Here is a 14,347-nt window from a genome sequence, read left to right on the forward strand (position 1 = left end):
AGAATCTGACCCTGCTATTTCTACCTACTCAGATAGAAACATCCTCCTACAGATAGGCTCGAAAAAAACCATTCGTAGCAAATAATTAACAAGAGTTGAGAGTCAAAGTCATTCTACATATAAATTTATATCTGCGGTTGATTCTATGTACTTAGCACTCTGGCCCGGAAATGTTTATCCCTTAGGAGCAACTTGGGATGGGAAAGGCACAAATTTCGCCTTATTTTCAGAAAATGCAACAGGCGTTGAACTTTGTCTGTTTGATAGAGACGATCGAGAGACCCGCCTGACTTTAACGGAAGTCAGTAACTTCGTTTGGCACGGTTATGTACCGGGAGTAGGACCGGGACAAAGATATGGATATAGAGTGCATGGTCCCTACGCGCCACAGGAAGGACACCGCTTCAATCCTAACAAATTACTGATCGATCCCTATACAAAAGCTCTAGATGGTGATGTTGGCAATGGTCCAGAGATATTTGGTTACTCTTGGGACTCTGAAGAAGCAGACCTTTCGTTTTCAGATTTGGATAGCGCCCCTTTAATGCCAAAGTCTGTTGTTGTAGATCAAACTTTTGACTGGGAAGGCGATCAACTCTTGCGAACTCCTTGGCACGAAACTGTCATTTATGAAACCCATGTCAGGGGTTTTACCAAGCGCCATCCAGATATTCCAGAAGAAATGCGCGGTACTTATGCTGGTTTGGGTCATCCTGCTGCGATCGAGCATCTCCTCAGACTTGGGATTACAGCAGTCGAGCTCATGCCCGTGCATCACTTTCTATCACATCCCGGACATTTGGTGGGTAAAGGGCTAAAAAATTACTGGGGTTACGACTCCGTCAACTATTTTGCTCCTTATGCTGGCTACAGTGCTAGTGGAACTTTGGGAGAGCAAGTCACTGAGTTTAAGGAGATGGTCAAAGCACTGCATCGTGCAGGAATAGAAGTAATTTTAGATGTCGTCTACAACCATACAGGAGAAGGAAATCATTTAGGTCCCACACTCACACTACGGGGTATTGACAATGCCATCTATTATCGACTTGTAGAGAACGATCCGCGCTATTACATGGACTACACGGGTTGCGGAAATTCTCTCTACGTGCGACAACCGCAAGTCCTAAAACTCATTATGGATAGCTTGCGGTATTGGGTTTTGGAAATGCATGTAGATGGCTTCCGCTTTGACTTAGCTTCCGCTTTAGCACGAGAGTTGTACGAAGTCAACAGTCTGGCAGCTTTCTTTGATATCATTCATCAAGATCCCATATTAGCTGGTGTAAAGCTGATTGCTGAACCTTGGGATCTGGGAACAGGTGGTTATCAAGTTGGTCAATTCCCAGTTTTATGGTCTGAGTGGAATGGCAGATATCGCGACACAGTACGAGATTTTTGGCGCGGAATTGATGAAAGTTTAGGGCAATTTGCTTACTGTTTCACGGGTAGCCCGGACCTGTATGCACTGAACGGACGGCGACCCAATGCAAGTGTTAACTTTATTACAGCACACGATGGCTTTACCTTAAACGATCTTGTTAGCTATAACGACAAACATAACGAAGAGAATGGAGAGGGTAACTGTGATGGCGAAAGCCACAACCGTTCTTGGAACTGCGGGTATGAGGGTGAAACAGAAGACATAGAAGTGTTGCAATTGCGAGAACGTTTGAGACGAAACTTCTTAGCAACACTGATGCTGTCCCAAGGTATCCCAATGTTACTTGGGGGAGATGAAATGGGACGTACTCAAAAAGGCAATAACAATGCTTACTGCCAAGACAATGAGATTTCTTGGTTTGATTGGGATTTACCTCAAGGAAATGAGGATTTAGTTAATTTCGCCCGCGAACTTGTCTACTTCCGCAAACAACACCCAGTGTTTCGACGCCGTAAATGGTTTCAAGGCAGACCAATTTACGGAAAGGGTATTAGCGATATTGAGTGGTTCAACCCTGATGGCAGTGAAATGACTCAAGAACAATGGGATATTGGTTATGCCAAGTCAATTGCTGTGTACTTAGATGGCAACCAATTGCCCAGTGTTGGTCCTAAAGGAGAACGCATCAGCGATGATAGTTTTCTCCTGTTCTTTAACGCTCATTATGAAACCATTGAATTCACCCTACCACATGCGATGCAGCATAGGGAATGGTTAGTTGCGATCGATACAAAAGAACCTCGTTTCGTTCAAGAAGAAAGGCGTTATACGGGTAACCAAGCTGTTCCTGTTGTAGCGCGGTCAATGGTAGTACTACGTCGTTTAGGTTAGGGGCTAGAAGCTATGAAAATTGGCGCTCATTACTTGGGTGACAGTCGTTGTGAATTTAGAGTTTGGGCACCGAATGCAGAAACTGTAGCGGTAAAAATTGTCTCACCTCAAGAACGCATACTTCCCATGCAACAACAGGAAGGAGGCTACTGGCAGTTGACTGCTGCGGATGTTGACCCCGGCACGCAATACTTCTATCAATTAAATAACGGTGAAAGCAGACCCGATCCCGCGTCAAATTACCAGCCTTCGGGCGTACATACAGCTTCACAAGTTATTGACCATAACTTTACTTGGAATGACAGCGGTTGGTCTGGTATTCCTTTAGAAAATTTGATTATTTATGAGTTGCACGTTGGAACTTTCACCCAAGAAGGAACCTTTGAAGCAATTATTCCCCGACTCAAGGATTTAAAAGAGCTAGGGGTCAATGCAATTGAAATCATGCCCATCGCACAATTTCCCGGTGACAAACCCACAGATGATGGTTGTGCTTATCGAAACTGGGGCTATGATGGCGTTTATCCATTTGCGGTACAAACCTCTTATGGCGATCCGGAAGCATTGAAGCGATTGGTAGATGCTAGCCACCAACAGGGAGTGGCAGTGGTACTTGATGTGGTTTACAACCACTTCGGACCGGAAGGCAATTACATGAGTCACTTCGGTCCTTACTTTACCCATGCCTACCGCACCCCTTGGGGCGATGCCATGAATTTTGATGACGGTCACAGCCATAACGTGCGGAACTATTTTATTCAAAATGCCTTATACTGGCTGCGAGACTATCACATTGATATCTTGCGTTTAGATGCCGTTCATGCCATTTACGATTTAGGTGCCAAACATTTTTTAGAAGAACTGGCAGAAAATGTTGCTGCTCTTTCAACACAACAAAACCGAAAACTTTATCTGATTGCAGAAAGCGATTTAAACGATCCTCGAGTTGTTCGTCCTGTGGAAAACGGCGGATACGGACTGGACGCACAATGGAGCGATGACTTCCACCATGCCTTACACGCCTTACTAACAGGCGAAAAAACTGGATATTACGAAGATTTTGGCAAGTGCGAGCACTTGGCAAAAGCTTATCGAGATACTTTTGTGTATGACTGGAAGTACTCGCCCCATCGGAAACGCTTTCATGGTAATTCTGTACGCGATCGCTCTCCCAATCAATTTGTCGTTTGCATTCAAAATCACGACCAAGTCGGGAATAGAATGTTAGGTGAACGACTGTCCCATCTTGTCTCATTTGAAGCTTTGAAATTAGCAGCTGGTGCTCTTTTACTCTCGCCAAACATTCCCCTTTTATTTATGGGTGAAGAGTATGGAGAAGAAGCACCTTTTCTCTACTTTGTCAGTCACTCCGATCCCGATTTAATTAGAGCAGTCAGACAGGGGCGGAAACAAGAGTTTGCTGCTTTTCACGCTGAAGGCGAACCACCCGATCCAGAATCTTCTGAAACATTCCTTAAGTGCAAGCTAAATTGGGAAAAACGCAAAGAGGGAAAACATCAAGCTCTCTGGTCATTGCACCAACACCTCATTCAATTGCGAAATACAATTCCAGCTTTAGTAGAGCGAGAACGTCAAAATATGGAAGTTGACTTTCTTGAAGATAAAAAAGTGATTTGGTGGAGAAGATGGAGCCAGAACAATCAAATACTTTGCTTGATGAACTTTAATCAAAGCGATATTAACCTTGGCTCCGCCATGCTAGGAGATGGTTGGAAAAAGATTTTAGATTCTGCCGATGAAAAGTGGCAAGGTTCTGGCTCCCAACTACCAGAAGAACTTAGTAATGGCAAACAATTGGTTCTGCGCCCGCAAAGTTTTGCAGTTTATCAACTTTCTTAAGGTTATTAGTCACTCTCGTTTCCAGGCAGACCTGGGAACGAGAAAACGAGAAGAAACAAGAAAACGAGAAAAAATTTACGGGCGCAATACCGCCGCGCCCCTACCAACCACCAACCACTAACCACTAACCATTAAGATGAGAATTCCAACAGTCACTTATCGTATCCAATTTAATTCTGCTTTTGGTTTTGACTCAGCAAAGGCAATTACTAAATACATAGCCGATTTAGGAATCTCCGATCTTTATGCTTCTCCTATTTTTAAAGCAAGAGCGGGAAGCGGTCATGGATATGACGTTGTAGATCCGACTCAACTTAACCCAGAATTAGGAACAGAGGAAGCTTTTGAAGCCCTAGTCAAGGAATTACAACAACATAACATGGGTTGGTTGCAGGATATTGTTCCCAATCATATGGCTTATGACAGCCAAAATCAGTATTTGATGAATATTCTGGAAAACGGCCCTGATTCAACTTATGTTGATTACTTTGATATTGCCTGGAATTCTCCTTTTGCAAGTAGTAACGAACCTATCTTGGCTCCATTGCTAGGTAACTTTTTTGCCACTAGTTTGGAGAACGGTGAAATTCAGTTGAAATATGAAGAAAGCGGGTTAAATGTTAATTATTACAGTTTAAAACTCCCCCTCAAACTTGAATCTTATGCAAAATTTCTAACTCAAAATTTAGGAAAATTGGCAAAAAATTTGGGAAGAAACCATCCTGCCTTTGTAAGATTGCTTGGCATACTCTACATAGTAAAAAATATTCCTTCAGAGGTAACAGCACAGCAAAGACGAGATCAAGCCGCTTTTGTGAAAGGGCTGCTTTGGGAACTTTATTCAGATAATGAAGAAGTTAGAATATTTATTGACGAAAATCTACAACTTTTTAATGGCGAACCAGGAAAGCCAGAAAGTTTTAATCTTTTAGAAAGTTTACTTTCAGAGCAGTTTTTCCGCCTTACTTATTGGAAAGTTGGCGCTGAAGAAATGAATTACAGAAGATTTTTTACAGTCAATGAACTGATATCCATGAGAGTGGAAGATTTCAAAGTCTTTAAAAATACCCACGATTTAATTTGCAAGCTAGTGCATGAAGGTAAGTTTACTGGTTTGCGAATAGACCATATTGATGGTTTGTACGATCCAAAGCAATATTTGGATAGGTTAAGAGAAAAAACAGGTGATACATACATCACTGTGGAAAAGATTTTACAACAAGGAGAAGATTTACCGAGTAACTGGTCAGTGCAAGGAACCTCTGGCTATGATTACTTAAATTATCTCAATGGAATTTTCTGCCAGAGTGAAAGTGAAGAGAAATTTACTCAAATTTACTCTGAATTTACAGGCATTAAAACTGAATACGAGCAAATTATTCCAGATAAAAAGCATCTCATCATAGAGAGAAACTTAGCGGGTGATATTGATAACCTGGCTTTTCTCCTAAAAACGATCGCAGGTAATTACCGTTATGGTAGTGACTTTACAATCAATGGTTTAAAACGAGCACTTGCAGAAGTTTTATCTCGTTTTCCCATTTATCGGACTTATATCGATCGAGAAGGAATTTCAGACATCGATCGCTCCTATATACAACAAGTGATTGACGCTACCAAACCACATACACCCTTCTTACATAATGAATTAAACTTTATTGAGAAATTACTGTTGCTGGAATATGACGATTTTCTCACCCAAACAGAGAAAGACCAGTGGCTCTACTTTGTTATGAGAGTGCAACAGTATACAGGACCGTTGATGGCAAAAGGTGTTGAAGATACCGCTTTGTACGTCTACAATCGCTTTCTGTCCCTCAATGAAGTTGGTGGTGAGCCCGGTCATTTTGGCATCAGTCTTTCAGAATTTAATGAATTTAATCAGAAACGACAAGCTCGTTGGCCCCATGCAATGAGTACTACCTCAACCCACGATACCAAGCGGGGTGAAGATGTGAGAGCTAGGCTCAATGTCCTCTCAGAAATTCCAGAGGAATGGCAACAACAAGTGCGTACTTGGAGTGAAATCAATCGTTCGCATAAGAAAACTGTTAAGCGTTTTGCTATGCCAGATAAGAACGATGAGTATCTATTCTACCAAACCCTCGTGGGAGCTTTTCCATTTTTTGAACGCGAATATGGAGACTGTGTTGAACGTGTAAAAGATTATGTACTGAAAGCCATTAGAGAAGCAAAAGTTTACACGGCGTGGTTGCGGCAAAATAGCGCTTATGAAGATGCGTTCGTTGATTTCGTCAAATCTGTTTTAGAACTATCCGAAAACAATTCTTTTTTAAAGGAATTTACTCCTTTTCAACAGCGGGTTGCTTTCTACGGCATTTTTAACTCGCTCTCTCAAGTCTTGTTAAAAATCACCTCTCCCGGAATCCCAGATTTCTATCAAGGAACTGAATTGTGGGATTTCAGTCTTGTCGATCCCGATAACCGACGCCCGGTTGACTTTGAAATTCGACAATCTTATCTCAAAACTATTCAGGAACAAACTAAGACAGATGTTCTGAAATTGATAGAACAACTACTATCAACAAAAGAAGATGCTAGAATCAAACTGTTCCTAATTGTTCAAGCTTTAAAAGCAAGAACAGAGAATATAGATGTTTTCAATGCAGGGAATTATTTACCTTTAGAAGTGAGTGGTAAGTTCCAAGAGCATATAGTTGCTTTTGCTAGAAGTCAAGGTCACAAAACAATTATTACCATTGCTCCCCGCTTCTTCACTCGCTTGATTCAACCAGGTGAATACCCACTCGGACAACAAATTTGGCAAGATACTTCTCTCAAATTACCCTCAGGAACACCATCAACATGGAAAGACGCCATTACAGGTCAAACAGTTCAAGCCAGCGATACAGTACTTGTTGGTGAAACGCTAAAACATTTTCCCGTCGCATTACTCGTGAGCCAAAGCTGAAAATTTTGAATTTTCTTTAAGTGGGTTATGCCCACCCAACACTTCTTCGCGCTCTTTGTTTCTTTGCGGTTATTTTTAAACCAAGAAGAAACAAAGAGCGCGAATTTATAGAGAGTAGCTCAATTTCATAATAAAAAAAGTACCTAGAGGAGTTCCACACTAAGGCATTGGGGGCTGTTGTCAAATTTGTGGGAATTCCTCTAAGACCAGCTTAACACCCTTCAACATCTAACCGTTTTCATTTAAGACACACTTCTATCCCAAGAAAGAAGTCATTGTAAAATATATGTGTAATGCCCAACACAATAAGAAAAATTATCAACCAACTGTTTGTAAAACTTGAGGCATTTCTGGACTAGGCAGTTGTATTGCTTGCTCAACAATGTCAGCAGCTCGTTTCACACCCCCCGCTTTACGGATCGATTCTTTTAGTTTCAATGCATTGTCAATGTAAAAGCCTTCCGTAAGTACCCGTTGAATTGTTTGTCTCAACCTCAAACTACTCAAGCAAGATAAGGAAACTACTTCTCCGGTACCCGTCCATTTAATTCGAGCCGCATTCCCCGGTTGTTCGTAAGTAATTGGAATAGCTACCAAAGGAACTCCATGGCTGAGGGAATCAAGAACAGTGTTAAGACCCCCGTGGGTAATAGTTAAACTGGCTTTAGCAAGAACTTCCAGTTGAGGAGCATATTCTACAACTATTGGAGAACCAGGTAGTTTTTGAACTGTTTGTTTGTTAATTTTACTTCCAAAGGCGATCGCTAACTGCACGTCAAGTTCTTGACAAGCAGTCGCAATGCATTCAAAAATGTCTTGTTTGGTGTTTTGCATACTTCCAAGGGAAGCATAAATTAACGGTTGTCCGGTTAACTTTTCAAACGGAAAGGAAACCTGATGCGGTGATTGGTTGCGAAATGGGCTAATGTAATGAAAGTACTTTGGTAAATCTTTGCAGGGGAAATCAAAAGCAGCAGGTTGTTGGCTAATTTGGGCAAGTGTGGCTCGCGAAGCATATAACTTGCGATTCACTTGTAACTTCCACTTTTGGCGATATTCATTTAAAACTTGTAAAATTGGTTGAGAGCTGCGATCGAGTATTTGATAAGTCGCTTGATTGCGGAGCCTTGCCCACCAAGCGTTCTGGTAGTTCCAAGGAGTGAAAAAAGGGGGAACATCAGATCGGCGGTGAATGGCTTGAGCGCAACAGACAGAGATAAAAGGAATACCAAGGAACTCAGCAACGGCTTCACCCGCAGGTTCCAATTGATCTACAAGCAGTGCATCAATTCCCATTGCTTCAATAGCAGTCGGTGCATACTGACAAATGATAGAGGTAATACGCTGACAAAAATCTACTGAAAAACGTAAAGCTTCTATACCGCTTAATTTACCTAACTGTGCCAAAGTTTCAGCCAGTTCTCCTGGTTGATAAGTAGAATGTCCAATTGGATAAAAATTTAACCCTTCCGATCGCACTTTTAGCTCTGTATCGGGAAGTTGTAAAAAGGTAACACAATGCCCCCGTAATTGTAATTCTCTTCCTAAAGCTGCTAAAGGATTTAGGTGACCTGCAAAAGGCGGGCAAATAACGCCAAAGTGAGACATAAATAGTTTGGAGCCTGTAACTGGAATTAGATGAGTCCTTGGAAATTACAAATTATCAATTTGAATAACTTTTAACTGTTATGTCAAAACTCGTTCAATGAAAAATTGAATAACTGTTTCAGTTATATTGTTTCTGAATTTAGAAACTTAGAACCTCGCTCTAAAGGCTTGTTTGATACACATACAAAGCTACTTCTTATGGTGAAGTCTGTAAGGGTATATACAGAGTAGCTTCACGATTTTTCAACAATGACTGGATGGAAAAGGAAATTTTGAAACTGTTGAAAAATGAGGTGATTTGTCGCAAAAACAGACAAGACGCACGTAGGGAAGTAGTTTAATATAGTCTGGGCTGTTTTTTGCTACACAGGCACTTGCCTTTCGTGTGAACCCGATCGAGTATACCAAACAACATTGCCATAACAGGAGATTTTCTTTGTGAGTACTGATACAAATCTCTTTTCACCCATTCAATTAGGACCCATAACACTCCCCAATCGAATTGTTATGGCACCCATGACACGGTTGCGTGCTGGAGATGGGGGAGTACCAATTCCCGCCAACGCCACGTACTACAGCCAACGAGCATCTGCGGGATTAATTATTACAGAGTGTACGATGATTTCGCGCCAGAGCCAAGGGTATATGAACTGTCCGGGTATTTATTCTCCAGACCAAGTAGAAGGATGGCGATTGGTAACAGACACCGTACACAAGCAGGGAGGACGAATATTCTTACAACTTTGGCACTGCGGGCGTATTTCCCATCCCTCATTACAAGAAGAAGGAAAATTACCTGTTGCTCCAAGTGCAATACCAGCTGAAGGTCAACTGCATACTCCCAATGGGAAAGAATCAATGGTTGCACCCCATGCTTTAGAAATCCATGAAATTCAAGGAGTTATTGAAGATTTCCGCAAAGCAGCAGAGAATGCGCTTGCAGCCGGATTTGATGGTGTAGAGTTACATGGAGCTTTTGGTTATCTCATTGACCAGTTTCTCCAAGATGGTAGCAACCATCGTACTGATGAGTATGGCGGCTCAGTAGAGAATCGTGCCAGATTTCTTCTAGAAGTTGTTGAGGCTGTTGCTAGTGTCTGGGGAGGAAATCGAGTGGGAATTAAACTCTCACCCAGCAACACCTATTACAGCATGGTTGACTCCAACCCTAAAGCCACTTTTGGTTACACCATTGATGCACTCAACCGTTTTGGTTTAGCGTACATCCATCTCATGGAGCCTGAAGCAAAAGATTTAGCAACCCGTGATGTCTTATGCCCTGTTGCTCCAACTTTCCGCCCCATCTATCAAGGCACATTAATTGCGAATGGTGGTTTTACCAAAGAATCGGGAAATGCAATTTTAGCAGAAGGTAATGCAGATCTTGTCTCTTTTGGCAAACCATTCTTAGCAAATCCAGATCTACCGAAACGCTTTGAGTTAGATGTTCCATTGAACTCACCCAATCCTAAAACGTTTTACGGTCAAGGTAGCCATCAACCTGAGGTGGGTTACACTGATTATCCATTTCTTGGCGATCGCGCTGCTTAAAACTGGGTAGCTGATATCTTGCACCTACACAGTGGAAGTGTAAAGCTATACAAACAAAGCCTGCCTACGCAGGCTAAAATTTCTTATTTTTCGTCCTATGAATAAAAATATATGTTTATTAAAAACTTAAAATTCCAGTATTAATACGAGGGGTTGGGATGTGTTTCTTGAAAGGTAGAGAAATCAGAAATCGCCCTGCTTATTCTAGGTGTGAAAACTCGTGTAAGTCGCTAAGCTTCTAAAAAACTTATAACGATTTTGCACGAGTTCACAGGATGCTATTACAGTCAGTCTACCGCTATCACTGCTTGGGTAAAAAGTAAGATGTACTACGTTGCTTTTTTCCTCGATTATCGACCTCTTGTAGGAGAATCACTAGGGGTTTTTCTCAATAATGATTTTTCTGATGTTTGGCTCAATCAACGCGGTCAACAACACAGTCGCTTGCTTTCTATAGAACAAATACCACTACTTGAAGATGCTTATCCTCCAAGGCACTGCTATCCCCAACCGTGGTATGTTCATGGCTCAAGCTATTGTACAAATGTAACTGACAAATGGCCAGATCTCCCCTTACTGAATGGAACTTCATTAAAACGAGTTGACATATTATTTGACTGGTTCGCAAACAGTTTTTCTTGGGCTTTCTTTCCTTGGGGAGGAAGGGGATTTTGTTTTAGCTTTGCATTCGTCTCTCGAAATAATAATTTACGCGATCGGTTTATTGATACTGTTTCTCATGTCGTCAATACACAAAGTATTAGCGCAGCAATGCCAAATACAAATTATTTAGTTTCTAGCTACGATATAAAAACTAATGTTAGCTCATACGTGCAAGCGCTTGTATTTGTCATAAAGAAACCAGGAGAACGGTTATTGACTGTATATAATTGCGATGATAATTTACCGTGGCTTGTTACCGATCGCTATTACAATAATCCTGAGTTTGAATTAACTGACGATGAAAATAATGATGTTAGAGAAGTAAAATTTTTAGAATTTCTGACAAACGAAACTAATTTACCTTTAGAACTTCGTCGTCGAAGAGTAGGAGTGATTCAGCCAGTTAGTAGAGCAGTTTTTGGAACAATGTCCGAGACATTTCTAAGTTCAGAGGCTGAAACTTTAATTGCTGTACCTCAAAGTACAAACCTTGAGAAATTACAAAAAATACTAGAAAAAACAGAAGCCAATTCATTTATAAATTGTGACTTAAAATATCTGGAAAACATTTTTTGTGCAACTGAATGGTTTTATGGAATTGGTAGAGACTTTGGAGATGATAGATACTCAATATTTATAACTAAAAACAATGCACTAATAAACAAATTTGAGAAATTTGAAGCAGATGATGAATTTTGTTTAATTTCCTATTTTTAGCTAACAAAGGTGTAGGAAAGATGGAGCCAGACTTTCTTCTTTAATGGAAGTGAAAGACTCGCTTTCAATAACCCCCTTAAAGAGCTGCGATGATGTACATAAGTCTTCTAAAGTGCATTAAAAGCGGTTTTGATCCCCCCTAACCCCCCTTAAAAAAGGGGGGAACTGAATTCAATACTGCTCGGATAAGAATTTTTGTACGTTGGACAAACCCAACAAATACTTGTAGATGTTGGGTTTCGTTCCTCAAACGCCACCTCACTCAACGGGGGGCTTTGGGGTCCCCACGAAGTGGGGTTGGGGGGAAACCCTCCGAAGTTTGCTATTGGGGGAAACCCCCAATAGCAACTTCTCTCCGCACGTGAGTGGCTCCCCAACCTACGTGTTTTCGCATGTTTAGGCTTAACCGACAAGTATTGGAACTTAATTCCAGTTCTCCCTTTTCACGGTGTTGCATTTCTTTTCTAGAGATCCACAACCATCTATTTAAGAAGCATTAAAAAGCTGTTTTAATCTCGTTTGTACCCAAGCAATAAAGTTGTGATGTTGCTCGTTCATGTTTAATATTCCCAAATCTTGTAATTGTTGGCGCAAGCCAGAATATTCTTCTTGTTCCTTAGATAATTCTTGAGCTAATATTTCTGCTAATTTCGGACAAGTTTGTAAAAGTTTTTCAAAGTTACTTTTAGAAATCACAAATACACTCGTCTCGCCGATCGCACGAGCTGTTGCAAGATAAGGAACGCCCAGCATAATCGGAGTTTCTCCAAAAAATTCTCCAGTAGAATAAACCTTAATCCGTTTATCCAGACTAACAGAAAAAACTTCAATGGTACCTAAAAGAACTATATACACAGACGCAGCCATATCACCTTCATGAAACAAGATTTCTGAGGCTGATAACATTTTACGATAGCCTGCTTCAATAACTCTCCTTAAATAAAGATCTGGAGTCTGCTGGAAATAAGGAACTTCCTTAAGCAAATGCCGAATGGAAACAAATTGAGGTATCTTAGCAGTTGTAGACACATTTGTTTTTAAACCATTGTGAATTTCTGAATCAGTTTTTGAAGATGGTAAATCTAGATTGTGGAGCCACAAAGATCTTTGAGGAAATGGAATTTTAATACCTATTTGACGAAAGTTGTGTTCAATAATATAGTTTAAGGCGCTTCGTACTGAAATTCCTTCATCAATTCGACTCAGCCATACCCACAATTCAAAATTTAACGAACTATCTCCAAACCCTTTGAAAATGACCTTAGGTGGCGGCTCATACAAGACAGATGGCTCCATGTAGGCGGAATTTAACAACGTTTCTGCAACTATAATGGGATCGCTATCGTAGGCAACACCAACTTCTAGACGAATTTTTCCTGTAAAATTTTTATAGCTCCAATTGAGTACTTGATTTCCAACTAAGTTGCTATTAGGAACTACAATATCGCCACCATCAAAGGTGCGAATAATTGTGGAGCGTATTGCAATTTCCTTGATATATCCTGACACCCCATTAAATTCAATATAATCGCCAACTTGTAGCTTACCCTCAAGTAATAATGTCAGTCCGCTTACCAAATTTTTGGTTAAATCCTGAAGTCCAAAGCCAATTCCTACCCCTAATCCTCCGATCACGACTGAAAGAGAAGCTACATCAAGACCGTTGACAGACAGTACAATCAAAAAACCTAAAGCCCCAGCACTATAACTGATTAAAGTTGATATCGCTTCTCTATTCCCTTGGCTGAGTTTGAAGCGAATTAAGATGCGATCGCTAAGTAACCGTTTCAGCAGGTTTGTGACGACAAAAACGCCCAGTAACCCCAGAATCAGTTTTAGTATCCAAAATAGCGATATAGCTTCATTACCAGCCTTAAACAGAGGAGCGCTGACTAATTGGTTGAGATTCTCTAGAAATTGCATGAGAGGTATTCCATTTAAGACCGCAAGTGGTATTTTACAAAATCTGGGTTAGCGAAAGGTTAGGTTAGGTTAGCTAGGGAGACTGGGGAGACAAAGAAGAGATACAGCAATCCTATTTGAGATCCGAACAAGAGGGACAAGGAAGACAAGGAGGACAAGGAAGAGGTGTTTGTAACTCATTTAGGGCTGCGATATCTTTAAGTTATTAAAAACTGAGACTCAAAAATATTTAACCATTAAGAGTTAATATTTACTCAAGCAACACCAAATTTTATAAATTTAAATAACTTTAATCAAAATCATTGATTAACCAATGCCATTCCGTTACAATCTCTTTAGGTATTTTTAATACCAAGCGGTGGTCTTTTTCTAAAGGTAAGTAAAGTTTCAACGAGTTAAGGGTTTTTAACTTAAGTAGCACATCTGCGAATTGATACTCTCCTACATTAGGTGCAGGAGAAGACTCTATATAGATATCAGATGCAGTTAATAGCTGACCTTGTGTTGTTAATATCTCCAGTGGAAGCGGGTGAACAAATTGAACGGTACCGGGAAAACCGACTAACCTCAAATGTATGTCTTTTGGTTGACCTGGTTTGACGACTTTAAAAAGAACCACTTGCCAAGCATATCCCAACCCATCTTTTATAGATACCTGTGAGTGATAGCGTAAAACACCGGGCGCATCGTGATGCTGGCGAAGTAAGGCTATAGCTTCTGGAGTCAAAGTCCCAAAAGTAGCCAGTATTAGCACGAATAGTAACGAGCATCGCCACAACAGTCTGTTTAACAGGGTGGGTATCATAATTTTTTTGCCAAAG

Annotated in this window: 8 protein-coding genes; 5 read left to right on the top strand and 3 right to left on the bottom strand. The window is 40.8% G+C overall.

Annotation, left to right across the window (positions count from 1 at the left end; genetic code table 11):
* Positions 1–145: 145 nt before the first annotated feature.
* The 3 genes from glgX to treY all read left to right on the top strand — a co-directional run bounded on the left by glgX (position 146) and on the right by treY (position 7,064).
* Positions 146–2,272: a glycogen debranching protein GlgX gene (gene glgX, locus HC643_RS20615; protein ID WP_038079079.1), complete on the top strand. Its 2,127-nt coding sequence runs from the start codon at positions 146–148 to the stop codon at positions 2,270–2,272.
* Between the two features lie 12 nt (positions 2,273–2,284).
* On the top strand, positions 2,285–4,132 hold the full coding sequence (gene treZ / locus HC643_RS20620; RefSeq protein ID WP_038079076.1) for a malto-oligosyltrehalose trehalohydrolase: 1,848 nt from the start codon (positions 2,285–2,287) through the stop codon (positions 4,130–4,132).
* A gap of 136 nt (positions 4,133–4,268) precedes the next feature.
* The gene (gene treY, locus HC643_RS20625) at positions 4,269–7,064 is read left to right on the top strand and encodes a malto-oligosyltrehalose synthase (protein ID WP_038079074.1); all 2,796 of its coding nucleotides are present in this window, start codon (positions 4,269–4,271) and stop codon (positions 7,062–7,064) included.
* A 318-nt stretch (positions 7,065–7,382) separates the two neighbouring features.
* On the opposite strand, the gene HC643_RS20630 is transcribed toward treY, so the two are convergent.
* On the bottom strand, positions 7,383–8,672 hold the full coding sequence (locus HC643_RS20630; protein ID WP_038079072.1) for a glycosyltransferase: 1,290 nt from the start codon (positions 8,670–8,672) through the stop codon (positions 7,383–7,385).
* Between the two features lie 438 nt (positions 8,673–9,110).
* Between HC643_RS20630 and HC643_RS20635 the strand changes: the two genes are divergently transcribed.
* Positions 9,111–10,223 (top strand): alkene reductase, encoded by a 1,113-nt coding sequence (locus HC643_RS20635; RefSeq protein WP_038079070.1) that lies wholly within the window; start codon positions 9,111–9,113, stop codon positions 10,221–10,223.
* A gap of 258 nt (positions 10,224–10,481) precedes the next feature.
* Entirely contained in the window at positions 10,482–11,603 is a 1,122-nt protein-coding gene (locus tag HC643_RS20640; protein ID WP_137986141.1) for a hypothetical protein, read from the top strand.
* A 486-nt stretch (positions 11,604–12,089) separates the two neighbouring features.
* Here HC643_RS20640 and HC643_RS20645 read toward each other — a convergent pair whose 3' ends face one another.
* A complete protein-coding gene (locus HC643_RS20645) occupies positions 12,090–13,526 on the bottom strand; it encodes a mechanosensitive ion channel domain-containing protein (protein WP_038079065.1) in 1,437 nt (478 codons plus the stop codon).
* 289 nt (positions 13,527–13,815) lie between these two features.
* The gene (locus tag HC643_RS20650) at positions 13,816–14,331 is read right to left on the bottom strand and encodes a DUF3122 domain-containing protein (protein WP_038079063.1); all 516 of its coding nucleotides are present in this window, start codon (positions 14,329–14,331) and stop codon (positions 13,816–13,818) included.
* Positions 14,332–14,347 lie beyond the last annotated feature (16 nt).

This window comes from Tolypothrix bouteillei VB521301, from assembly GCF_000760695.4.
Classification (GTDB): domain Bacteria; phylum Cyanobacteriota; class Cyanobacteriia; order Cyanobacteriales; family Nostocaceae; genus Scytonema; species Scytonema bouteillei_A.

What these genes read in the sequence shown, in the direction of transcription:
- treY (WP_038079074.1), top strand. Translation starts at nt 4,269, where the DNA reads ATGAGAATTCCAACAGTCACTTATCGTATCCAATTTAATTCTGCTTTT.
- glgX (WP_038079079.1), top strand. Translation starts at nt 146, where the DNA reads ATGTACTTAGCACTCTGGCCCGGAAATGTTTATCCCTTAGGAGCAACT.
- HC643_RS20645 (WP_038079065.1), bottom strand. Translation starts at nt 13,526, where the DNA reads ATGCAATTTCTAGAGAATCTCAACCAATTAGTCAGCGCTCCTCTGTTT.
- HC643_RS20650 (WP_038079063.1), bottom strand. Translation starts at nt 14,331, where the DNA reads ATGATACCCACCCTGTTAAACAGACTGTTGTGGCGATGCTCGTTACTA.
- HC643_RS20630 (WP_038079072.1), bottom strand. Translation starts at nt 8,672, where the DNA reads ATGTCTCACTTTGGCGTTATTTGCCCGCCTTTTGCAGGTCACCTAAAT.
- treZ (WP_038079076.1), top strand. Translation starts at nt 2,285, where the DNA reads ATGAAAATTGGCGCTCATTACTTGGGTGACAGTCGTTGTGAATTTAGA.